Annotated in this window: 20 protein-coding genes and 1 pseudogene; 11 read left to right on the top strand and 10 right to left on the bottom strand. The window is 73.5% G+C overall.

All coding sequences use genetic code 11. The features are described 5' to 3' along the window. Positions 1-3: 3 nt before the first annotated feature. On the bottom strand, positions 4-882 hold the full coding sequence (locus tag ACI79V_RS08550) for a PEP/pyruvate-binding domain-containing protein (RefSeq protein ID WP_456888310.1): 879 nt from the start codon (positions 880-882) through the stop codon (positions 4-6). Between the two features lie 11 nt (positions 883-893). Continuing rightward, a complete protein-coding gene (locus ACI79V_RS08545) occupies positions 894-2,657 on the bottom strand; it encodes a PEP-utilizing enzyme (RefSeq protein WP_456888308.1) in 1,764 nt (587 codons plus the stop codon). Positions 2,658-2,789: 132 nt separating this feature from the next. Between ACI79V_RS08545 and ACI79V_RS08540 the strand changes: the two genes are divergently transcribed. Continuing rightward, positions 2,790-3,575, top strand: a complete 786-nt coding sequence (locus ACI79V_RS08540) for a GntR family transcriptional regulator (RefSeq protein ID WP_456888306.1) — start codon at positions 2,790-2,792, stop codon at positions 3,573-3,575. A gap of 52 nt (positions 3,576-3,627) precedes the next feature. After that, positions 3,628-4,512, top strand: a complete 885-nt coding sequence (locus tag ACI79V_RS08535) for an MBL fold metallo-hydrolase (protein WP_456888303.1) — start codon at positions 3,628-3,630, stop codon at positions 4,510-4,512. A gap of 268 nt (positions 4,513-4,780) precedes the next feature. Here ACI79V_RS08535 and ACI79V_RS08530 read toward each other — a convergent pair whose 3' ends face one another. Next, positions 4,781-5,086 (bottom strand): antibiotic biosynthesis monooxygenase family protein, encoded by a 306-nt coding sequence (locus tag ACI79V_RS08530; protein ID WP_456888302.1) that lies wholly within the window; start codon positions 5,084-5,086, stop codon positions 4,781-4,783. Between the two features lie 562 nt (positions 5,087-5,648). On the opposite strand from ACI79V_RS08530, the gene ACI79V_RS08525 reads away from it, so the two are divergent. From ACI79V_RS08525 to ACI79V_RS08500, 6 genes and pseudogenes are all read left to right on the top strand, one after another. Further along, complete coding sequence (locus ACI79V_RS08525; RefSeq protein ID WP_456888301.1) at positions 5,649-7,283, top strand: sodium-dependent transporter; 1,635 nt, start codon at positions 5,649-5,651, stop codon at positions 7,281-7,283. Next, positions 7,280-7,414 (top strand): methionine/alanine import family NSS transporter small subunit, encoded by a 135-nt coding sequence (locus ACI79V_RS08520; protein WP_456877722.1) that lies wholly within the window; start codon positions 7,280-7,282, stop codon positions 7,412-7,414. The genes ACI79V_RS08525 and ACI79V_RS08520 overlap by 4 nt, the downstream gene beginning before the upstream one ends. Positions 7,415-7,799: 385 nt before the next feature. Further along, positions 7,800-8,867, top strand: coding sequence for an alpha/beta fold hydrolase (locus ACI79V_RS08515; protein ID WP_456888300.1), 1,068 nt, complete (start codon positions 7,800-7,802; stop codon positions 8,865-8,867). A 458-nt stretch (positions 8,868-9,325) separates the two neighbouring features. Continuing rightward, the gene (locus tag ACI79V_RS08510; protein ID WP_456888298.1) at positions 9,326-10,582 is read left to right on the top strand and encodes a tannase/feruloyl esterase family alpha/beta hydrolase; all 1,257 of its coding nucleotides are present in this window, start codon (positions 9,326-9,328) and stop codon (positions 10,580-10,582) included. 403 nt (positions 10,583-10,985) lie between these two features. Then, positions 10,986-11,282: pseudogene (locus ACI79V_RS08505) on the top strand (universal stress protein); the annotation flags it as partial. A gap of 159 nt (positions 11,283-11,441) precedes the next feature. Further along, positions 11,442-11,618, top strand: a complete 177-nt coding sequence (locus tag ACI79V_RS08500) for a hypothetical protein (protein WP_456888590.1) — start codon at positions 11,442-11,444, stop codon at positions 11,616-11,618. Between the two features lie 67 nt (positions 11,619-11,685). On the opposite strand, the gene ACI79V_RS08495 is transcribed toward ACI79V_RS08500, so the two are convergent. The 5 genes from ACI79V_RS08495 to ACI79V_RS08475 all read right to left on the bottom strand — a co-directional run bounded on the left by ACI79V_RS08495 (position 11,686) and on the right by ACI79V_RS08475 (position 18,631). Next, positions 11,686-13,224 (bottom strand): glycoside hydrolase family 6 protein, encoded by a 1,539-nt coding sequence (locus ACI79V_RS08495; protein WP_456888296.1) that lies wholly within the window; start codon positions 13,222-13,224, stop codon positions 11,686-11,688. Positions 13,225-13,376: 152 nt separating this feature from the next. Continuing rightward, the gene (locus ACI79V_RS08490) at positions 13,377-14,426 is read right to left on the bottom strand and encodes a potassium channel family protein (protein WP_456877727.1); all 1,050 of its coding nucleotides are present in this window, start codon (positions 14,424-14,426) and stop codon (positions 13,377-13,379) included. A 69-nt stretch (positions 14,427-14,495) separates the two neighbouring features. Further along, positions 14,496-16,241 (bottom strand): class I adenylate-forming enzyme family protein, encoded by a 1,746-nt coding sequence (locus ACI79V_RS08485; RefSeq protein ID WP_456888294.1) that lies wholly within the window; start codon positions 16,239-16,241, stop codon positions 14,496-14,498. Between the two features lie 98 nt (positions 16,242-16,339). Further along, positions 16,340-17,911 (bottom strand): long-chain-fatty-acid--CoA ligase, encoded by a 1,572-nt coding sequence (locus tag ACI79V_RS08480; RefSeq protein WP_456888292.1) that lies wholly within the window; start codon positions 17,909-17,911, stop codon positions 16,340-16,342. Between the two features lie 72 nt (positions 17,912-17,983). Further along, positions 17,984-18,631, bottom strand: coding sequence for a TetR/AcrR family transcriptional regulator (locus tag ACI79V_RS08475; protein ID WP_456888290.1), 648 nt, complete (start codon positions 18,629-18,631; stop codon positions 17,984-17,986). A gap of 108 nt (positions 18,632-18,739) precedes the next feature. On the opposite strand from ACI79V_RS08475, the gene ACI79V_RS08470 reads away from it, so the two are divergent. The 3 genes from ACI79V_RS08470 to ACI79V_RS08460 are packed head-to-tail and all read left to right on the top strand — an operon-like array spanning position 18,740 to position 21,912. Further along, positions 18,740-19,960, top strand: coding sequence for an acyl-CoA dehydrogenase family protein (locus tag ACI79V_RS08470; protein ID WP_456888289.1), 1,221 nt, complete (start codon positions 18,740-18,742; stop codon positions 19,958-19,960). Then, entirely contained in the window at positions 19,957-20,949 is a 993-nt protein-coding gene (locus tag ACI79V_RS08465; RefSeq protein ID WP_456888288.1) for an acyl-CoA dehydrogenase family protein, read from the top strand. The genes ACI79V_RS08470 and ACI79V_RS08465 overlap by 4 nt, the downstream gene beginning before the upstream one ends. 39 nt (positions 20,950-20,988) lie before the next feature. Then, a complete protein-coding gene (locus ACI79V_RS08460; protein ID WP_456888287.1) occupies positions 20,989-21,912 on the top strand; it encodes an enoyl-CoA hydratase-related protein in 924 nt (307 codons plus the stop codon). A 9-nt stretch (positions 21,913-21,921) separates the two neighbouring features. Here ACI79V_RS08460 and ACI79V_RS08455 read toward each other — a convergent pair whose 3' ends face one another. Both ACI79V_RS08455 and ACI79V_RS08450 read right to left on the bottom strand, forming a co-directional pair. Further along, positions 21,922-22,323: a PIN domain-containing protein gene (locus tag ACI79V_RS08455; RefSeq protein ID WP_456888285.1), complete on the bottom strand. Its 402-nt coding sequence runs from the start codon at positions 22,321-22,323 to the stop codon at positions 21,922-21,924. Then, positions 22,320-22,688 (bottom strand): AbrB/MazE/SpoVT family DNA-binding domain-containing protein (locus tag ACI79V_RS08450; protein WP_456888283.1); only part of this gene is annotated, 369 nt, incomplete at its 5' end. The genes ACI79V_RS08450 and ACI79V_RS08455, both read right to left, overlap by 4 nt.

Raw genomic sequence — 22,688 nt, 5'->3', positions numbered from 1 at the left:
GGCTCAGACGGTCGTGATCGGCCGGGACTGCAACAGGTACAGGTCGCCGGCCTCGTCGAAGGCCCACTCGATGTCCTGGGGGACACCGTGCAGCTCGGCGAGCTTCTGCCCCATCTGGGCCAGGGCGACGCACTCCTCGTCGGTGAGCACCGGCTCGGCGTCCACCACCTTGGACTTCTTCACCGCCCCCTGGCGGGACAGCGTGTAGTTGTCCGGGGTGACCTCGCCGGAGACGACGGCCTCGCCCAGTCCGCGGGCGGCCTCGACCACCATGCGGTCCCTGCGGCCGTGCACCGGGTCCACGGTGAACATGACGCCGGACTTCTGGCTGTCGATCATCTGCTGGACGACGACGGCCATCGCGACGTCCTCCAGCGACCCCTTCTCCTGGCGGTAGAAGACGGCGCGGTCGGTGAAGAAGGACAGCCAGCACTCGACGACGTCGTGCAGCACCGCCTCGAGACCGTCGGTGTTGAGGAAGGTCTCCTGCTGGCCGGCGTAGCTGGCGCCCTCGGAGTCCTCGGCACAGGCCGACGACCGGACGGCGACCAGACCCTGCAGCTTGGCGTACTCGCGTTCGATCAGCTCGCGCGGAGGCTTCGCCGCGGCGACGAGGGATCTCGCGGCCTCGACGTCCTTGCGGCGCATCGCCTCCCGCAGGGCCTCCTCGTCCACGGCGGCCGCGAAGGCTGCCGAGGTGATGACGAAGCCGGGCGGGACCGGCAGCTCCTCGGCGGTCATGGTGGCCAGGCTGGCGCCCTTGCCGCCGGTCAGCTCCACCACCTGGCAGCGGGGGTCGCTGAACGGCAGCACCAGCGGCTGGTCGTGCGTGGACACGGCGGATCGCTCCTCGGCGGTCGGGGGCGGCAGGATCGCGGTCATCGGGCTCACCTTCAGAGGGCCTGGGAGGACGCGGCCGGGACATCGGCCACGATCTCGACGCGGCCGGTGGAGCCGTTGACCCGGACGCGGTCCCCGGTCTTGATGCGCCGGGTGGCGTCCGAGGTCCCGACGACCGCGGGGATCCCGAACTCGCGGGACACGACAGCCGGGTGCGAGGCCATGCCGCCGGCATCGGTGACCAGGCCGGAGATCTTGGTGAACAGCACGACCCAGGCCGGGCTGGTCATCCGGCAGACGATGATCTCGTCGCGCTGCACCTCGCTGAACTGCTCCGGGGAGAGCACGACCCGCGCGGTCCCCTCGACGACGCCGGCGGAGGCCGGGAGGCCCGGGATCTCGCCGGCGTGCGAGGGCGCGGGTCGCTCCAGCTTCTCGGGGAAGGCCCACAGCGAGAGGTAGGGGAACGCCACGGCCTCCTTGGTGGCCGTGCCGACCCAGTCTCGCGGACGCAGCTCGTAGGCGTCCTCGCGGGCATCGCGACGGTCCCCGACCAGCTCCTGGGCGTCGAACGAGTTGGTGTCGGCCATGAGGCGACGCAGCTCGTTGTACTTGAGGTACATGACGTCCTCGGGGTCGTCGAGCTTGCCGTCCGCGACCAGCTTGTTGCCGATGGCGATGAGCACCAGCCGGACCCGGGCGTTGGTGCCCTGGTCGATGTAGAAGTGGTGGTCCGGGGTGAGCGGGTTCATCCGCAGGCTCAGGTCGAGCGCGCGCTCCAGCTCGTCGCGTGCGGGGCCGGGTTCCACGCCGACGAAGACCTCGGCCTTCGCCTTCTCCAGGTCCTCGGCCACGGCCTTGAGCTCGGAGGGGTAGTCGTAGTCGGACTCGAGGTAGCCGCGGACCGCCTCGACGATCGGGGCCGGGTTCTCCCGCCAGGTCTTGAAGGAGAACTCGTGGGCGTACATCGACTTGAAGCCGAAGGTCTTCTGGTAGGGCTCGATGTGCTCGGCGAGGAACGCGCGGCCCTCGTCGGTGCCCTCCAGCGCGCGGATCACGTCACCGGCGGTGGGGCGGGTGAACGCCTTGGCGACCTCGCCCTGCTCCTTCTTGACCCACTCCTTGGTCTTCCACAGCTCCTCGATGGAGTCCCAGTTGCGGTTCTCGGTGGAGCTCTGCAGCCGCCCCATCAGCGCCGAGTGGTCGCCCTCGCCCTTGGCCGCCGCGATGGCGGCGTTGAGCGCGAGGGTGGAGGAGAACTGGGCGAAGTTGAGCACCCAGTGGATCTGCCAGTGCCGGTCGTGCATGTCGATCGCGTCCTCGAGGAGGATCGCGAGCTCGACCAGGCTCGCGGCGTCGTAGTCGTACTCGTCGAACCGGACGAAGTTGCGCTCCATCTCCGGGCGGAGCCGGTCGCGCCACCAACCGAGGAAGTTCTCGGCGTAGTAGGGGAGCGTCCAACCCATGTAGCCGCCGAGCTCGGCCGGGTCCTGCGGGTCCAGCGGGACGCGGGGCGTGTAGCGGGCGCCGTACTCCGACGCCTCCGCCGACAGGCCCGGCGTCGCCGGGATCGCGGCGGTGTAGACGTAGCCGTTGACGATCTTGGAGATCCAGTCGGAGGCGAACGGGGTACCGAAGCGCCGGAACATGTAGTCGCACTTGAGCCACCAGCCGCCGATGTCGGCGTACATGGGGGAGACGGGGTTCGGGATGTGCAGGTCGTCGTGCACCCAGAACAGTTCCTGCTGGCCGGCCTCCCACTGCACCGGGAACTCGTCGTCCCCGAAGAAGGTCGCCAAGACGTTGTCGTCGCTCATGCCCACTCCGGTTGGGGGTCAGGGGGTCGGTGGGGGGCCGTACTGAGGGCGCTGCCTCGGAGGCAGGCGGTCGAACTATCGATAATCTGGCAGAGCGATGTGACGCCCGTCAACCCCGCAGCACGGATTTCCGTGACTGACGCCTCAAGTAACGGCGCTGGCCGCTCGATGACCGTGGTTGACAGCACAGTCACGGGCCGTAGTATCGATAATCAGACGGGCCCGGGTGCGGTCCTGACCGAGGGAGAACGCGTGGATCGGCCACTTCGGCGCAACGGCGTCCTGCGCGACCAGATCAAGGATCTGATCGTCGAGCGCATCCTCGACGGCACGTACGGACCCGGGGAGCGCGTCAAGGAGAGCGTGCTCGCTGCCGAGTTCGGCGTCAGCCAGGCACCGGTGCGAGAGGCGCTGCGGGATCTCGAGGCGATGCGGTTCATCGAGTCGCAGCCGCACAAGGGCGCCCGCGTCCGCGAGATGACCGTGGATGAACTCGGCCAGATCTACCCGGTACGGGCCGCCCTGGAAGAGGTCGCCGGCCGGGAGGCCGCGACCCGGATCACCCCGGACCACCTGGACGCTCTGCAGGATGAGCTGACCGGTATGCGCGAGGCCGCCGACGCCGGCGACCTGCACGCGCTACTGGTCCACGACACCCGCTTCCACGAGATCATCGTCGAGGCCTCGGGCAACCAGGTTCTCCTCGAGGTGTGGCGCTCCCTGCGGGTCGAGGCCAGGACCGTGGTCAGCGTGCTGCGCGGCCACTCCGACCTGCATGCCATCGCCGAGCTCCACCGCCCCGTCCTGATGGCCGTCCAGTACCGCGACCCGGACCTGGCCGGCAAGGAGATGCGCGCGCACATCGAGTTCTTCGGCGCGTCCCTGCTGAACCGCGCAACCGCCGCTCGGGACAACTGACCCCGTCCCACGCCCCCTCCGTCCGCACCGACCGAGCCCCCCGGAGACTTGGATGCAGCAGCTCAACGACCGCGTGTTCACCGAGACCAAGGTGCGGGGGTGCAACCCCAGCTTCGTGGTGACCTCGGCCGGCCCGGTCGTCATCGACACTCCGCAGCTGCCGACGCGGGCCGTGGAGATGCGCCGGTTCGTGGAGACCTTCGGCGAGGTCCAGTACCTGGTCAACACCGAGCACCACGTCGACCACATCTTCGGCAACTGGTACTTCCGCGGGGCCGGCACGGTCGTGAACCACAAGGGGCTCTACGACAACTTCATGACCGTGTACCCCGAACTCGACCCGTTCGAGTACGCCCGCGAGGCCCTGCCCACTGACGACCCCGACGGGATCGCGCTCTTCCCGGACCGGGACGAGTACTACGCGGACCCCAACAAGGGCCAGATCGTCTTCACCGGGGACCTCTCCCTGCGGGTCGGGGACCACGACTTCCACCTGCTGCACACGCCTGGTCACACCCCCGGACAGCTCGCGGTCTACGTGCCGCAGGAGCGGATGGTCTTCACCGGCGACAGCGTCTTCTGCGAGTGCCAGACCTGGCTGATGACCAGTGACGTCGACCAGTGGCTTGCCTCCCTGGAGATCATCCGGGCCCTCGAGGTCGACACCGTCGTGCCCGGGCACGGGCCGGTCACCGATCTCTCGTACGTGGACCGTCAGCGCGCCGCCCTCCTCAGCTGGAAGGCGGCCGTTGCGGAGGCCGTGGCGGCGGGTTGGAGCAAGGAGGAGACGCAGGCGCGGGTGAAGTTCCCGAAGCTGGGGCCCGTCGACATCGGCCAGGAGTACATGCTGGACTACGTCGAGACGCTCAACGCCGGCTCACTGTTCGACAAGTTCAGCGCCCGTCAGGAGGCGCCGATCCCTCCCCGCAGCAGCTGAGCGGCGATCCATGTCCGGTTGGCACGGCGAGGGCGCGACAGCGGCCGGCGGAGCGGAACCGGTGAGGGCCTCGCTCGAGGATCGCGTGTTGGCGACATGGGGAGGCGAGGCGGCCTTCGTGTGGCCGCGTCTGCCTCGTGGCCGCCCGATGACGAGCCGGCGCCCCGGTCGCCGCACGGAGCCTGATTCCGCGCCGGAACCCGTTGAGGGCATCCTCCTCGGTGCTGTCGACTGAGGCCGGACGCAGCAGATGAGCTGGCCGGGCGGCCTAGGCGTCGGCTCGGGCGTCCGCCACGACGGTGAACCACTGGGTCACGTTGGGTCCTGACTCCAGATCCTGGAGCACCGCGCGCTTGTCGAGAAACGCCGGATCGTCATGCCAGGCCATCCAGTCCTCGCGGCTGTTCCAGGTCCCGACGATGACTCGCGACCGAGGCTCGTCTCCAGGGATCAACAGCTGGCCAGACACCCAGCCTGGCCGGCGTTGCGCGGATTCGAACCGCTCGCGCATCGCTGCATCCCACTGGTCCTCGGACCCAGCGCGCAGTCTGCTGGTCGTCAGGACCGTCATCATCGTCTGCTCCCTCGCCGAGTGCTCGCCCTGCCGATCTTCGCGTGTCCGTGCGTCGGCCGGGGACGGCATCTGTGCCGGGACCCACGCTCGCACGGCGCCCGGGCGTCCGGTGCGGCGCGGACCGCACGGGGCGTGACGGCATTCTCCGTGGTGAGGCCGCCTGCACCCGGCCAGGTGCAGCCCAGTCAGCCGGGATGCGGGTCAAGCCGGTACAGCGGTGTCCCGCGTTCCTCGGCGTAGGCGATCGCCTCCGAGTCCGAGGACACTGTGCGAACTCGGCGCAGTTCGTGTGCGGACTCGGCGCAGGGGCTCGGAAACAGGGCTCTTGAGCTGCGGGTCTGCACTTCGCCAAGATCCCACCCCACCCCGAGGTCTCCGCGGCGGGGACGGCACAGGTGCTCGGCGTCGACGGCTCCGCCTCCGTCGTCAGGTCCGCGGGAGCGCGGCCGGGATCCTCCGCCCGCGGAGCCGCCCGGGTCCTGGCATCCTCTGTCCAACGGCGCGACGTCGACCGGTGCTCCTGGCCTTCGCCGGTTCGGCGGCTCACGACGCAGGAGGTCGCATGAGCACGACGGCGGGGCGAGCGACGGGGCAGCCTGACCAGGAGCGCCGTCGGGGCGCCTTCAGCAACAGGCGGGTCTTCATCCTGGCGGCGATCGGCTCGGCGGTCGGGCTGGGCAACATTTGGCGGTTCCCGTACGTCGCCTACGAGAACGGCGGCGGTGCCTTCGTGGTGCCCTACCTGGTCGCACTCCTGACGGCGGGCATCCCGTTCCTCCTGCTCGACTACGCGATCGGCCACCGCCACCGCGGCTCCGCGCCGCTCTCCTTCGCCCGGCTGCGCCGTGGCACCGAGGGCCTCGGCTGGTGGCAGGTCGGCATCTGCTTCGTCATCGCCATCTACTACGCGGCGGTCATCGCCTGGGCGCTGCGGTACACCCTCTTCTCCCTCGACGAGGCGTGGGGCGCAGACCCCGAGGGGTTCTTCTTCGGGGAGTTCCTCCAGGCCGGAGACGTCGAGGTCACCGCCGACGTGGTGCCCGGGGTGCTCGTGCCTCTCCTGCTCGTCTGGCTGGCCGTCCTCGTGATCATGGCCCTGGGCGTCCAGCGCGGGATCGGTGCGACCTCGCTGGTCTTCATCCCGGTCCTGGTGCTCGCCTTCGCCGTCCTGGTGGTCCAGGCGCTGTTCCTGCCGGGCGCCGCTGCCGGCCTCGACGCGCTGTTCACTCCCGACTGGTCGGCACTCGCCTCGGCTCCCGTCTGGGCCGCCGCGTTCGGCCAGATCTTCTTCTCGCTGTCGATCGGCTTCGGCATCATGATCACGTACGCCTCGTACGTCGGCCGTCGCGAGGACATGATCGGCTCCGGCCTCGTCGTCGGCTTCTCGAACTCCGGCTTCGAGCTGCTCGCCGGCATCGGCGTGTTCGCCGCCCTGGGCTTCATGGCCCAGGCCGGCGGGGTCGCGGTCGGCGAGGTCGCCAGCGACGGGATCGGGCTGGCCTTCATCGCCTTCCCGACGATCATCAGCGAGGCCCCGGCCGGCGCGCTCCTCGGCGTCCTGTTCTACGGCTCGCTGGTCATCGCCGGCATCACCTCGCTGGTCAGCGTGATCGAGGTCGTGATCTCCGCCGTCCGTGACAAGCTCGACACCAGCCGTCTCACCGCGACCCTCGCGGTCGGCGTTCCCGCCGCTGTGCTGAGCCTGGTGCTGTTCAGCACCACGAGCGGCATCTACGTGCTCGACGTCGTGGACCACTTCGTCAACCAGTACGGCATCCTGGTCGTGGCGCTGATCAGCATGCTGATCGTCGCCTGGGTGCTGCGGGCCCTGGGCAGCCTCGGCGACCACCTCAACGTCCACGGCCGTCCCCGGGTCGGCACGGGCTGGCGCGTGCTGACGAGCCTCGTCGCCCCGGTGGGCTTGGGGGTCGTGCTCGTCCTCGCGCTGCGCGACGACCTCGCCGCGCCCTACGAGGACTACCCCACCTGGCTCCTGCTGGTCTTCGGCTGGCTGCTGGTCCTGGCGCTGCCGCTGGTCGGCTTCCTCCTCGCCCGGCTGCCGTGGCGCGCCGGGACCCACCTCGACGGGCCGCCACCCGGCTCTGATCCGGCGGCGCCGCTGCACGCGACGTCCGCGGCTGATCCGGCCCGCCGCGACCGCCCGGTGACCGGGCACGACGAGGGAGGCATCCGGTGAGCGCGGCCGCGATCGTCATGATGGTGGTGGCGATGGTCGTCATCTGGGGCGGCCTCGCACTCGCCATCGCCAGCCTGGTGCGTCACGGCGCCGTCGAGGACCGCGCCGACGTCGTGCGCCGGGACCGCTGACCTCCCGTCGCGTCCGCACGGTGCCCGGGGTCAGCCGGCGCCGGTGGTCCCTCCACGACCTGACCCCGGCCCCACTGCTGGCCGACGTCCCGGATCCACGCGGACCGGCGCAGGGCCCTCGACGGCGCCACTGCCGTGCTACGACACCACCCGCGCACCCCGACGGCGGTGGAGGAGGAGACGTTCCGGCGAGGGCCGACGAGGTGCTGACCGCCCACCACCGCGTGCCGGGCGGACTCCTGCGGGGACCCGCCGGGACCACCGGCGAGCAGGTCGCGGCACGCCGGGCCTGACCGTGGAACCGTCGGTCCGGCCACGGATGCTGGTCCGGAGCGTCTCGCTCCGCCAGAGTGGCGGCTGTCACCGTCCGACCCGAGGAGCGCCCGTGATCGAGAACCCCTTCTACACACCCGAGGTGCAGGGCGCCTACCGCATGCACTCCCTGGGCGGCTTCGACCTGGAGGAGGGCGGGCACATCCCCGACCTGCAGATGGCCTACGCCACCTACGGCGAGCTCAACGCGGCCAAGGACAACGCGGTCCTCATCCCCACCTGGTTCAGCGGCACCCACGCCACCTGGGAGATGGTCTACATCGGTCCCGGCCGCGCGCTGGACCCCAGCCGCTGGTTCATCGTGGTGGTCAACCAGATCGGCAACGGGCTGTGCACCTCACCGCACAACGCCGACGGCGACATCGCGATGTCGGGCTTCCCGCACGTCCGCATCGGCGACGACGTCCGCGCGCAGCAGCAGCTGGCCGCGGAGCTGTTCGGCATCGAGCGGTGGGCGCTGGTCGTCGGCGGCTCGATGGGCGCGCAGCAGACCTACGAGTGGGCGGTGCGGTTCCCCGAGCAGGTGCTGCGGGCCGCGCCCATCGCCGGCACCGCGCAGAACACCCCGCACGACTTCCTGTTCACCCAGACCCTGATGGACGCCATCACCTCCGACCCCGGGTGGAACGGCGGGGAGTACCGCTCGCACACCGAGGTCGCCGACGGGCTGCGCCGGCACGCCGACATCTGGGCGGTGCTGGGCCTGTCGACCGAGTTCTGGAAGACCGAGTACTGGCGGCAGATCGAGCTGCCCGACGTCACCTGGTCGACGTTCGAGGAGTTCCAGGACCGCTTCGTCCGGGCGACCTTCCAGGCCATGGACCCCAACGCGCTGCTGAGCATGGCCTGGAAGTGGCAGCGCGGCGACGTCACCCGCCACACCGACGGGGACCTCGCCGCGGCGCTGGGCCGGATCACCGCGAGGACCTTCGTCATGCCGATCGACGAGGACATGTTCTTCCCCGTCCGCGACTGCGCCGCCGAGCAGGCACTCATCGCCGGCAGCGAACTGCGGGTGCTGCCCAGCATCGCCGGCCACTTCGGGCTGTTCGGCTTCGAGAAGACCTACCTCGACGAGGTCGACCGCAACCTCTCCGAGCTGCTCGACACCCCGGTCTGACCCGCGGCGGGCGGCTCCCCGCCGGAGCCCGCCCCAGCGACGACCGGTGGCCGAGCGTCCGTCCGGAGCCCGCACCGCCCTGCCGGACCCCGGCCGCCGGGTGACGCACCTGCGGTCGGCGGACCCCTCGGACGGCTGTGTGCGCGGCGCACATCCCCGGCGTCGCCGCTTGTGGGATGGGCACGTGGTGCATCGCAGCCGGCCACCCCAGCATGTGATCCGACCCACCGTGTCGTCCGCGTCCTCGACGGCTCGTCGTCGAGGACGCGGACGGCCGACGGCCGGACGAGGGAGTCCCAGTGTCACAGCGCAGGCGCACCACCTCCATCACACTCGGCGTCGCGGCGGCGCTCGCGCTGCAGGCAGCACCGGCCGCAGCCGCACCGGGAGGTCCGGGCGCAGGCCCTCGGCCGTGCGCGGCCGGTGACACGGTCGAGGTCCCCGGCGCCGAGCACAGCGTGACCGCCTGCCTGCCCGACCTGACCACGTCCGGCCTGCAGCAGGCGCCCCCCGGCCAGTACACCGACGCCGCGGACTGGACGGGCCTGCACGTGCCCGGCACGCCGAACCCGACCGGTGTGCCGGGGTTGCAGATCGACGGCTACTTCCCCGACACGTCCACCTCCAACACCCTCCACGGCTGGAACCACGACAGCCAGTTCGTCCTCCGCATCCCGGACGACTGGAACGGCGGCCTCGTGGTGACCGGCGCACCCGGCACCCGCAAGCAGTACGCCTCCGACTTCCTCGTCTCGGACTTCGTGCTGGCCCAGGGCTTCGCCTACGCCTCGACGGACAAGGGCAACAACGGCGTCGACTTCTACCGGGACGGCGTCGCGCCCGGGGACGCCGTCATGGAGTGGCACGAGCGGGTGACCGAGCTCGCGGTCGCGGCCAAGACCGCCCTCCGCCAGCACCTCGGCAGGGCGCCGGAACGGACCTACATGGCCGGCATCAGCAACGGCGGCTACCTCGTGCGGTGGCAGCTGGAGAACCGGGCGCACCTCTACGACGGCGGCGTCGACTGGGAGGGCACCCTCTTCACCCCCGACGGGCCCAACCTCTTCACCTACCTGCCGACCGCGGTGCGCTACACCCTGGGTCAGGCGACCGCCGAGGAGATGTACGCCGCCGGTTTCGCGCGCGGCTCCGAGCCGCTGTGGGACTACCACGAGCAGGTCTACTGGGGCCTGACGCAGAAGACCTACCGGACCGAGTTCGACCCCTCCTACGACCCCGCCTGCCCCGGGCCGACGGCCGGCACGAGCCTGCCCGCCATCCTGGCTCCGTGCCCGAGCGACGCCACCTACGACGCCTGGTTCGCCGACCCCCGGTCCGGGGCGGTGCACGACGCGCTCGCCCGGATCAGCCTGACAGGGAAGATCAAGAAGCCGCTGCTCACCCTGCACGGGACGCTCGACACCCTGCTGCCGATCGCCACCGACAGCGACGTCTACGCCGGGATGGTCGCGGACCGGAGCCGGGACCGGCTGCACCGGTACTACCGCATCGAGGGCGGCAACCACGTCGACAGCCTGGTGACTCTCGACCCGCAGCACCTGCGGCCGATGCTGCCCTGCTTCCGCACGGCCTTCGACGCGCTCACGGGCTGGGTGGAGGAGGGGGTCCAGCCGCCGGCCGGCACGACGGTCCCGCGTCCGGCCGGGGTGGGCGCGACCGACCCGGCACTGCGGGACTCCTGCTCACTGGGCTGAGCCGCCCCGTCGCCGTCGTGGGGGCCCCGGTGCGGACGCCGTCCGTGCCAGGGGCCCTCCGCCTCGCGGCTCGTCCCGCTCCCCGTCGCAGGTGGGAGGACGGCGAGGAGCACGACGTCGCCGGTGTGCACGGCCATCGCTCGGAGGCGGCTCGCGGCTGCGGGCGTGGCACGACCTGCTGGCCGAACGCGCGGGCTGGCTGCCTCCTCACGGCGTCACCCAGTGCCTGACACGATGCGCGCCGGTCCCGGTCCTGCTCGCTGAGCCGCCACCACGACGAGGCGCCGGCGCCGGCGCCGACCCGGCGGCGGACCCCGCGCCGACGAGGACGGGCTCGTGACAGCCGCTCCCGCAGGGAACGGCCGCTGCGGGTGCCGTTGCTGCCCGCTGACCACCGGCGAGCGTGCGTCGGCGGCCTCCGGTCCGGTGCTCGTGGCCTCCGACGGCTCGCCCGGGGCCTAGCGCACCGCCGCCGCGTCCGCAGCCCTCCTCCCCGGCTGGGAGCTCGTGCGGGTCACCGTGGACGGCCACGGGGAGCCGGTCCCGGCCGGCACGGTCCGGCTGCCGACCTGGGCCGGTCGGAAGCGCCCGCGCCGTCGCGGCCACCCTCGCCGAGTACGCGGCCGACCGGGGCGCCGCCGTCATCGCCGTCGGCTCCCGGGGCCGGTCGGCCGGCCGGGAGCTCCTGCTCGGCAGCGTGGCCCGGGCGGTGCCCCACTCCGGAGGTGGTCATCGGTCCTCCTCTCCTCGGCCTACCCGGGGCAGACCGGTGCACGCCGCGGATCTCGTCGCACTCCCCCGGAGGAGGGAGCCGGCCCGCCCGGCTGCACTCCGCGCCGTCGGTGCCGATCACCGGAGCATGAACCCCATCGCGTGCCGAACCGTGGCGCAGGCCGGCCTCGTCGCGGCCACCGCCTCGGCCGACGACGAGCGCCCCTGGCCCCTGCTGCTGGTCGCCGGCTGGCACACCACCGCCACCGACCTGGTGCTGGCCGACGCCCGGCTGGCCGAGGAGGTCGCCGCCCTGCCGGTCTGACCGGCATCCCTCGACGCCCGGGCCGGCGGGCGGGTCCCTCGGGATCCCGCCCGCCGGCGTCCGGGGGTCAGTCCGAGGTGCAGGTCCGGCCGTCGAGCGTGAACAGCCACGGCTCGGTGACCGGCGCCCCGTCGCCCGCCGTCGTGAAGGACAGCGGGACCTGCTGACCGGGCCGGATTGTGCGGTTCCGGTGGAGGGACTCCACCGTCACGGACGCCCCGTCCTGCTGCGCCGTGCCGCCTCGCAGGTCCGACACGGTCTCGTCCTCGTGGAAGGCCCACTCCAGCCGCCAGCCGTCGACGGCGGTGGCGCCGGTGTTGCGGACCCGGACCTGGGTCGTGGCCCCCTGCGGCGAGGAGCCGGTCACCCGGAAGGAGACGTGGCAGGTGGGCGCCGGCACCGGCGGGTCCGCCAGCGCGATGAGCTCCCGGGCCTGCTCGGGGAACCACTGCCCGGCAGCGGGGTCGGGCGTCCGGTCGTCCGGGTGGGGCACCGCCGACCCGCGGTGGCAGGAGCCGTCCGATTCACCGGGCACCTTGATCCACAGGTAGGCGTCGAGGAGCGCGTGCCCCGTCTCGGTCGTGGGCAGGTGGCCGAGCCCGCGGCCGGGCGGGTTGCACCAGTCCAGCGGGCTCGGGAAGCCGGCCGGCGGCGTCCAGGTGCCCTGCCCGTTGCGGCTGGTGTCGATGACGAAGTGCGCCTGGCCCGCCGGGTCGCGCGCCAGGCCGGTCCGGGCGAACGCCTCGTCGTAGGCGGCGTCGGTCCGGGTCCACGTCGCGAGGTCCGCGGGGTCGGCGGGGGAGTACTGGCTGCCGCACCAGGAGCGGTCCCACCAGCTGTTGAGGTCGAGGTGGATGCAGTCCGACACCCAGGTGCCGTATTTCTCGAGCCGCTCGGTGGCGACGTAGTTCGAGGCGTTGAGGAAGAAGCCGTCGGCGTCGGCCACCCCCGCCCGGATCAGCCGGTCGGTGATCTCGCCGACGCCCAGCCAGCCGCTGTGCGTCCCGTCGAGGTAGACGTCGGTGGCCGGCAGCGCGCCGAGCACGTCGACGGCGTGCTCCAGCATGGTGAACCGGTCGGCGGCGGCCGTGGCCGGGTCGGCCTCGGCGGGCCGGCACCACTCCTGCTGACCGTCGAGGGTGGTGTACCAGGGGATGATGCCGAGGCCGTCCGGCTCGAGGACGACCACCGCCTCGCGGTCCCCGATGCCGGCGGCGAAGGCGTCGATCCAGGCCTCGTACTCGGCGACGCTCGTGGCACCGCCTGCGGAGTACTGGGCGCAGTCGCGGAACGGGACGTTGTAGGCGACGAGCACCGGCGCGGCGTCGTCCGCGTCGGCCGCGGCGACGACCTCCGCGACGACCTCCGCGACCTCGGCGCGGACCTCGTCGGGTGTGCCCCGGGTGAACCAGGTGGCCGAGGCGTACCCGCCGAGCAGTTGGGAGTCGGCGCGCGCCTGGCCCGCGAGGTCCTGGGCGGCCTCGAGGGTGGTGCTCTCCGGGTTGGTGGACAGCGGGGTGCCGGGCTGGAGGACGTCGTCGGCCGTGGCCGTCGCGGTGGGTCCGGCGAGCAGGAGCGTGGCGGTGGCCGCGACCGCGGTCGCCACCCGTCGCCTCGTCGTCGAGGCACGGGGCATGGAGGTCCTCCAGGGGACGGGACGCAAGCGCGTCGAGATGTCCCGTCACTCTGAGTGGTTGAACGGCTACGGTCAACTCCGGGGCGGGTCCGTGTCCCGGCGCGGTCGCCGGGACGCACCCGTCAGGTGCGCGCGTAGTGGCCGTTGGGCCCGTGCGAGCGGACCACGACCAGCACGTCCTCGCTCTGCAGCGTGCCGATCAGGGGGTCGTCGAAGCGCAGCGTGCGCCCGCCGCGGGTCACCGACAGCACGATGTCGCGCAGGTCCCGCGGGCCGAGACCCACCTCCCCGGCGGTGACCTCGCGCTGCGAGAGGTCCAGCCCCTGGCCGCCGGTGACGAGGTCCTCCACCACCGAGACCACCCGGGGGCTGTCGGTGGACAGGCCGAGCAGCCGCCCCGCCGTGGCCGAGGTGGTGATGACCGTGTCGGCACCGGACTGCCGCAGGAGCTGGGCGTTCTCCTCCTCGCGGACGCTGGTCGTGATCGGGACGCTGTGGTTGAGCTGGCGCACGGTCAGCGTGATGAGCACCGCTGCGTCGTCGCGGTTGGCCGCCACGATGACCGCCCGCGCCCGCTCGACGTGCGCCCGGCGCAGCACGTCCGTGCGGCCGGCGTCCCCGACGATCCCGGTCAGCCCGGTGGAGTTGGCCTCGTCGATCGCCCGCGTCTCGGGATCGACGACGACGATGTTCTCGAGCGGCGTGCCCGTGGCCTGCAGGGAGCGGATGGCGCTGCGCCCCTTGGTGCCGTAGCCGCACACGATGACGTGCTGGCGCACGCGGGACCTCCAGCGTCGGATGCGGAACTCCTCGCGCGAGCGCGCGGTGAGCGCCTCGAGGGTCGTCCCGATGAGCACGATCAGGAACATGACCCGCAGCGGCGTGATGACGGCGAAGTTGAACAGACGGGCGCCGTCGGTCACGGGCACGATGTCGCCGTAGCCCGTGGTCGAGAGCGAGACCGTGGAGTAGTAGGCGGCGTCGAGCAGCGTGACGTCGCCGTCGGCGTTGTCCCGGTAGCCGTCCCGGTCGAGCCACACCAGCAGGATGGTGATCACCAGGATGACCGTCGCGATGAGCAGACGCCGGGTCACCTGACGGATCGGCGAGGGCTCCTCGTGGGCGATCTGCACCCCGGTGTGCGGGTCCTCACCCGCGCCGTGTCCGCCCATCACGTGGCGGACGATAGCGAGCGGACGGCGGCCGGGCGTGCAGGACGCCGCGGCCGCCGCCCGAACGGGTCAGCCCTGCCCGGCCGCCTCCCGCTCCCGCGCGGCCAGCTCGCGCTTGAGCACCTTGCCCGCCGCCGACACCGGGATGGCGTCGATGAAGACGACGTCGCGCAGCCGCTTGTAGTGCGTGACCCGGTCGTTGACCGCGGCCATCACCGACTCGGCGGTCAGCGCCCGCCCGGCGTCGTCGTCGCGGCGGACGACGTAGGCCACCGGCAGCTCGCCCGCGGCCTCGTCGGGCCGGCCGACGACGGCGGCGCCGGCCACCCCGGGGACGCCGAAGAGGACCTCCTCGAGCTCGCGCGGGAACACGTTGTAGCCCTTGTAGAGCAGCATGTCCTTGGTGCGGTCGACGATCGACAGGTAGCCGTCCTCGTCGATGACGCCGACGTCGCCGCTGTGGAACCAGCCGTCGGCGTCGATGGACTCCGCGGTCGCCTCGGGCCGGTGGGCGTAGCCGCGCATGACCTGCGGGCCGCGGATGCACACCTCGCCGCGCTCACCCACCGGCAGCGGGTCGCCGCCGCCGAGCGGGCGGATGCTGATCTCGGTGTCGAAGATCGGCACCCCGACCGTGCCGGCCTTGCGGGTGCCCGAGCGGAACGACGGGTTGCCGGTGGCCATCATGGTGACCTCGGTCAGCCCGTAGCCCTCGCCGATGACCGCGTTGGGCAGCAGCGCCTGCAGCCGCTCGATCAGCGGCACCGGCAGCGGCGCCGCGCCGCTGGAGACCCCGCGGACGGACGAGAGGTCGGCGTCCTCGATGCCGGGCACCTGCAGCAGCGCCACGAACACCGGCGGGGCGCCGCCGATGCTGGTCACCCGGTACCGCACGGCGTCCTCGACGTACCTGACCGGGTCGAACCGCATGTGGATGACCGTCGTGGTCCCGGCCATGACCATGCCGTTGAGGTAGCCGATGGCGCCCATGGCGTGGAACCACGGGGTGAGGTTGACCAGCCGGGCCTCGCCGAGCCGGATCGGGTACTCGTCCTCGCCGAGCACCTGCCGGAGGGTGACGTCGCCGGCCTCGTCGAGCTCGGGCAGCGACCCGGAGGTCCAGCACGCCGACTGCAGCACGTTGGTGACGACGTTGCGGTGCGGCAGCTCCACGCCCTTGCTCACGCCGGTGGTGCCGCCGGTGTAGGCCAGGTGCGCGAGGTCGGCGGCGGGGTCGAGGCCGGCGTCGAGCCGGCGGTCGGTGGGGTCGGCGGCCAGCAGGTCGGCGAGGTCGACGTCGCCGCCCTCCAGGCCCGGCAGGCGCGCGCCGAGGTCGAGGGTGTGCGCCTCACCGGTGACGACGACGGTCCGCACCGGCGTGGCCACCAGCGCCGAGCGCACGAAGGGCAGCACCTGGTCCCAGGTGACCAGCACCGTCGCGCCGGAGTCGGTGAGCTGGGCGGCGAGCTCGGCCGCGGGCAGCAGCGGGTTGGTGGGGGAGAACACCGCGCCGGCCATCACCACGCCGTAGTAGACGGCGGGGTACTGGCGGCAGTTCGGGATGTGCACCGCCACCACGTCGCCGCGGCGCACGCCGTGGTCGGCCAGCCAGTTGGCGACCGCGGCGGCCCGCGCGCCGAGCTCCTCGTAGGAGAGCTCGACGTCGTGGTCGACGAACGCCGTCCGGGTGCCCCAGCGGCGCACCGCCGCGCGCAGGATCGACCCGACCGGGACCTGCGGGTACTCCAGCGAGCGGGGCAGCCCGGGCGGCCAGCTGGCCGCGGTGGGGGTCGAGACGGGCTGCGTGGCGGTCATCCGGGGTCCTCCCTGTCGGGGTGCGAGCCGGCACAGCGTGGCTCACGTCACAGCCGGCTGTCGAGGGCTGCACGGTCCGTGCACTTCCGCGGAAGTGCTCACACGGCAGGGTCGCTGACCAGGGAGCCCGCCCGGTGCTCGGTGCGCAGGGACGTCTTGAGCACCTTGCCGCTGGGGTTGCGCGGCAGCGCCGGCACGAAGGCGTACTCGCGCGGGTGCTTGTAGCGGGCCAGCCGCTCCCGGCACCACGCGGTGAGCTCCTCGGGGGTGGGCGGGGCGTCGGGGTCCCGCGAGGCGACGACGGCGAGCGGCGCCTCGCCGTAGCGGGCGTCCGGGACGCCGATGAGCGCCACCTCGGCCACGCCGGGGTGGGCGGCGAGCACGTCCTCCACCTCGGCGCAGTACACGTTCTCGCCGCCGGTGATGATCATGTCCTTCTTGCGGTCGACGACGTAGATGTAGCCCTCCTCGTCCTGCCGGACCAGGTCGCCGGAGTGGAACCACCCGCCGGCGAACGCCTCCGCCGTCGCCTCGGGCTTGCCCCAGTACTCCCTCATCACCATCGGGCTGCGGTAGACGATCTCGCCCACCTCGCCCTGCGGCACGTCCTGCATCCGGTCGTCGACCACGCGGACCTCGACGTTGAGCATCGGCGTGCCGACCGAGCCGATCTTGCGCACCGAGTCCTCACCGCGCAGGAAGCAGGTGACCGGGCTGCACTCGGTCTGCCCGAAGGCGGTGACGACCTCGGCCTGCGGGAACGTGTCGATCATCGTCCGCAGCAGGCCGGTCGACGCCGGGGCCGCGCCCCAGGAGATGCGCCGCAGCGACGACAGGTCGCGGTCGGCGATGCCCGGGACGGCGACGACGGCCGCCCACATCGCCGGCACCAGGAAGATGCTGCTGACCCGCTCCCGCTCGACGAGGTCGAGGGTGGCCACCGGGTCGAAGCCGCCCGAGCGCAGGACCACGTGGGTGCCGCCGAGCAGCAGCGGCGGCAGGCCCCCGGCCAGCCCGGCGATGTGGAACAGCGGCGCGCCCGGCACGGCGACCCGGTCGTCGGGGTCCCAGCCGAGGTGGGTGACCTGGCTGAAGACGTGCATGAGCAGGTTGCGGTGGGTGAGCACGGCGCCCTTGGGCCGGCCGGTGGTGCCCGAGGTGTACATGATGAACGCGGGCGCGGACTCGTCGACCTCGGTGTCGAGCGGCTCGGCCGCAGCGGCGGCCAGGGCGTCCTCGAGGTCCCCGCCGATGGTGAGCACGGTGTGCACGTCCGGCGCCTGCTCGCGGGCCTTGGTGGCCACCTCGGTCAGCGCGGCGTCGACGACGAGGGCGGTGGCGCCGGAGTCGGTGAGCACGTAGGCGACCTCGTCGGCCACCAGCCGGAAGTTGACCGGGACGACGACCGCGCCCAGCCGCACGCCGGCGAGGTAGGACTCCCAGACCTCCATCGAGTTCAGGCCCAGCACCGCGACGCGGTCGCCCGGGCCGACCCCGCGGTCGGCCAGCGCGCGGGCGAGCCGGGTGACCCGCTCGTCGACCTCCGCGTAGGTGCGCCCGCCGCCGCCGAAGCGCAGCGCCCACGCGTCCGGGGTCCGGCGGGCCCAGCGGGCGAGCTGGTCGGCGGCGGTCATGCCGCGGCCCTGCAGAACGGGGATCGGGGCGCTCACGGGTCCTCCTCGGGCCGGGTGTGACCCGCGTCATGCTGCTGGGGACCGGAGCCGGCGGTCAACGGGCGGGCCTCAGCCCTCCGGACGGGCGAAGAGCATCCGGGCGGCGAGCCCCTTCCACAGCGCCAGGTGCGGATCGGTCGCGGGCGGCCGGTCGGCGAAGGCGTACACGCAGGCCACGCCGCGCATGCTGGTGAACAGCAGCTCGCACAGCTCGGCGTAGAGAGGCGCGGCCGCGATCTCCGGGCCCCAGATCCCGTCGGCCACCCGGCGGATCGCCGCGCGCAGCCGCCGCTCCTCGGCCCGCAGCGCCGTCCGCAGCCCGGGGTCGGTGCGGGCCGCCGTCCACAGCTCCATGGCCGCCCAGAACGGCGGCTCGTGGAAGGTCGCCCACATCAGGTCGATGGCGCGGCCCACCCGCTCCGGGCCGGCCGGCTGGTCGGCCATGACCGCGGCCGCCCGCTCCTCGACCTCGGCCAGCAGGGTGGTCGACACGTGCCCGGCCGCGGCGACCAGCAGCTCGGCGCGGGACGGGAAGTGGTGCAGCAGCCGGCCGCGCGACACCCCGGCCCGCGCCTGGACGGCGAGGGTGGAGGCGCCGGCGTACCCGTCCTGGACCAGGCAGGCGACGGCGGCGTCGAGGATGAGCGCCCGGCTGTCGGCCGTCCGCGCGGAGCGGGTCCGCGGCGGGCCGTCGACCGGGACGGGGTCGGCGGTCACCGGGGCAGGGTAGGCGCCACGCCCGGCGTCGAACAGTCACCGTTGACCGTCGCGGGTGACCGGTGTCACGCTGCGGCGCGACCGGCCCGACGAGCAGGAGGCGCCCGCGTGGACTTCGACGACACACCCGAGGAGGCCACCTACCGGGTCCGGGTCCGGTCGGTGCTCACCGACCGCGCGGCCGACCTGCTGCACGTGGCGCCCGGCGAGCCGGTCGACGCCCGCTCGCGCGAGGCGGAGCTGCGCGCGACCCAGCGGGTGCTGGCCGAGGAGGGGCTGGTGGGGGTCACCTGGCCGCGCGAGTACGGCGGGCAGGGCGGCACGCTGGTGCAGCAGGCGATCGTGGCGCAGGAGCTGGCCCGCGCCCGGGTGCCCACGCTGATCAACCACATCGGCATCGGCATGTGCGGGCCCACCGTCATCGCCCACGGCAGCGACGACCAGCGGTCCCGCTACCTGGCCCGGCTGCTGCGCGCCGACGACGTCTGGTGCCAGCTGTTCAGCGAGCCGGCGTCGGGCTCGGACCTCGCCGCGCTGCGCACGTCGGCGGTCCGCGACGGCGAGGACTGGGTGGTCAACGGCCAGAAGGTGTGGACGACGCTCGCGCACGTCAGCGACTTCGGCATCCTGCTCACCCGCACCGACCCGGAGAAGCCCAAGCACGCCGGGCTGACGATGTTCGTCGTCGACATGCACGCCCCCGGCGTCACGGTGCGGCCGCTGCGCCAGATGAGCGGCGGCGCGGACTTCAACGAGGTGTTCTTCGACGACGTCCGCATCCCCGACGCCGAGCGGCTCGGCGAGCCCGGCGAGGGCTGGCGGGTCGCGCTCACCACGCTGATGAACGAGCGGGTGGCCATCGGCGGCGCCGGCAGCGACATCGGCCAGTCCGCCGAGGCGCTGGCCGCGCACGCCCGCGAGCGGCTGCCCGCCCTCGACCCGGAGCGGCAGGCGCTGGCCCGGCAGGCGGTCGGCCGGGCGCTGGTCGCCTCGCTGGCCACCCGCTACACCGGCTACCGCCGGTTCACCACGCTGTCCCAGGGCGGCGTGCCCGGCCCCGAGGCCAGCGCCGGCAAGCTCGGCGGCACCGCCGCGGCCCGGCTGGTCGCCGACGCCGGCGTGCGGCTGCTCGGTGACGACGCCGTCCTCGGCGCCACCGCCGGCGGCGACGAGACCTGGCAGCGGGCGCAGGCCTACGTGCCTGGCATCGCCATCGCCGGCGGCACCGACCAGGTGCTGCGCAACATCCTCGGCGAGCGGGTGCTGGGCCTGCCGCCGGAACCGCGCACCGACAAGACCGCCCCCTTCTCCTCCGGAGGACGACGGTGAACTTCGACCTCTCCGACGACCAGCGGGCGGCCGCGGCCGGCGCGCGCGAGTTCTTCACCGGCTCGGTGCCCCTGTCGGCCGCGCGGGCCGCGCTCGACGGCGACGGCGTGCCGGCCCCGGGCCGCAAGGCGCTGGCCGACATCGGCTTCCTCGGGGTCACCGTGCCCGAGTCGGCCGGCGGCGCGGGTGGCAGCGTGCTCGACCTCGCCGTCGTCGCCGAGCAGGCCGGCGCGGTGCTGGCCGGGCCGTCGCTGGTCACCGCGGCGCGCGCCGCGGTGCTGCTGGAGGGAGTGCCCGACCTCGCCGCGCAGCTCGCCGACGGGTCGGCGGCGATCGCGGTGCTCGACGGCCCGGTCACCGGCTCGGCGCCGTCGATCGACGCCGCCGACGCCACGCTGTTCCTCGGCCTCGACGGCGGGACGCTGGTCGCGGGCGAGGGCGAGGTCGTGCCCGGCCGGCCGCTGGACGCCACCCGCGGGCTGGCCCGGGTGCGGCTGACCTCCCGCCGGGTGCTCGCCGAGGACGCCGGTGCGCTGTGGGCGCGGGCGCGGCAGGTGGCGGCGGTCGTGCTGGCCGCCGAGGACCTCGGCGCCGCCGACCGCGCGGTGCTCATGGGCGTGCAGTACGCGCAGCAGCGCGAGGCGTTCGGCCGGCTCATCGGCTCCTACCAGGCGGTCAAGCACATGCTGGTCGACGCCTGGGTGGGCGTGGACCAGCTGCGCTCGCTGGTGTGGTGGGCGGCGTGGGCGGCCGACTCCGCGCCCGACGAGCTGCCCCTGGCCGCCTCCGCCGCGAAGGCCTACGCCGCCGAGGTGTTCGAGCGGGCGGCCGAGACGGTGGTGCAGGTGCACGGCGGCATCGGCTTCACCTGGGAGCACGACGCGCACCTGTACTGGCGCCGCGCCAAGACCGACCGGCTGCTGCTCGGCGACGCCGCCGAGCACCTCGACACCGTCACCCGCCTGGCCGTGGCCGGCGCCCTCGGCTGACTCCCTGTCGTGCACTCCCGCGGACGTGCACGGCGCACCGTGCCCACCTCGACCCGGGAGCCCACCACGGAACCGACGCAGCTGCGCTACGAGGTCGCCGACCGCGTCGCCACGATCACCCTCGACCGGCCGGACCGGCTCAACGCCTTCACCCCGGTGATGGCCGCCGAGCTCGCGCGGGCCGCGGCCGACGCCGACGCCGACGACGCGGTGCGGGTCGTCGTCGTGACCGGGGCCGGGCGGGCGTTCTGCGCCGGGGCCGACCTCGCCGCGGGTCCCGGCGGGCTCGGGGACCGCGCCCGCGGCGGGATCGGCGGTGCCGCCGAGCCCGGCCGCGGCAGCGTCGACGGCGTCCCGCGGGACTGGGGCGGCATCGCCGCGCTGCCCTTCGCCGCGCTGCGCAAGCCGGTGATCGCCGCCGTCAACGGCCCGGCGGTGGGCATCGGGGCGACCCTGACCCTGCCGATGGACGTCCGGATCGCCGCGGAGTCCGCGCGGTTCGGGTTCGTCTTCGTCCGCCGCGGCATCACCCCGGAGGCGGCCTCGTCGTGGTTCCTGCCCCGGCTGGTCGGCATCAGCCAGGCGGTGGAGTGGGTGGCCACCGGCCGGGTGTTCGACGCCGCGGAGGCGCTGCGCGGCCGGCTGGTGTCGCGGGTGGTGCCCGACGCCGACCTGCTGCCGACCGCGCTGGGGCTCGCCCGCGAGATCGCCGACAACACCTCCGGGGTCGCCGTCGCCGCCGCCCGCCGGATGCTGTGGTCGATGCTCGGCGCGCCCTCGCCGTGGGACGCGCACCGCGCCGAGTCCCGGGCGCTGGCCGAGCTGACCGCCGGCCCGGACGTCGAGGAGGGGGTGGCCGCCTTCCTCGCCAAGCGGCCCCCGGAGTTCACCGCCCCGCTGGGGGAGGGGCCGGTGGCCGGCGTCCCGCCCTGGCCCGCACCCCCGGACGACGTCGGCCCCTGACGGGCGCCCTCAGGCGAGCAGCCGATGGGCGGCACCGACGGCCCGGTAGGTCGCCGCCGCCCGGGCGTCGAGGGAGACGAGCTCGGCTCCGTGCTGCTGGGCGGTCACCGCGATCAGGGCGTCGTACGCCGCGCCGCCGGAGATCCCCCGGCCCGCCAGCAGGTGCGGGAGCCGCGCGACCTCCTCGGCCGGGAGCGTCAGGGGTGGGGCGGTCGCGACCTGCCGGAGGAACTCCGCCGCCAGCCCCGGCACCACCCGGTGCGGCGGCGGGAGCCGGGTGAGCACCGAGTACGTCTCCACCACGCTGTGCGCCACCACCCGCGCGCCCCGCAGTGCCTCCTGGGCCGCGGCGTGCGCCTCGTGCCAGGACGCGAAGGCGGCGACCAGCACGCTCGTGTCGGCCGCGATCACCGCCGGGTGTTCTCGAGCGCCTCGCGCACCTGCTCGGCGGTGAGCGGAGGGAGGTCCACCTCCGTCACGGCCCGGATGCCCCCCGCGGACTCCTCCAGGCGCATGGCCACCGGCGCCGGCTCGATCTCCAGCCGCCCGTCGCGGACCTGGACGGAGACCTCGTCCCCCGCCCGCAGTCCCAGGGCATCCCGCAGGGCCTTGGGGACGACGAGGCGCCCGGCGCCGTCGATGGTCGTCCGCATGGCAGAAAAATACCACCGCCCGCTGGGGGAGGCCTGACGTGCCCTTGCGCGGGTGTGGCCCGCGGCCATCCCCGGCAGTTGCCGCCACACACCCGCCCGCATGCGGCGCACCGTGGCCTGCGA

Source organism: Geodermatophilus sp. SYSU D00700 (genome assembly GCF_054050255.1).
The sequence above is the reverse complement of the archived record's forward strand: the minus strand, read 5'-3'. Positions and strand labels throughout refer to the sequence as shown.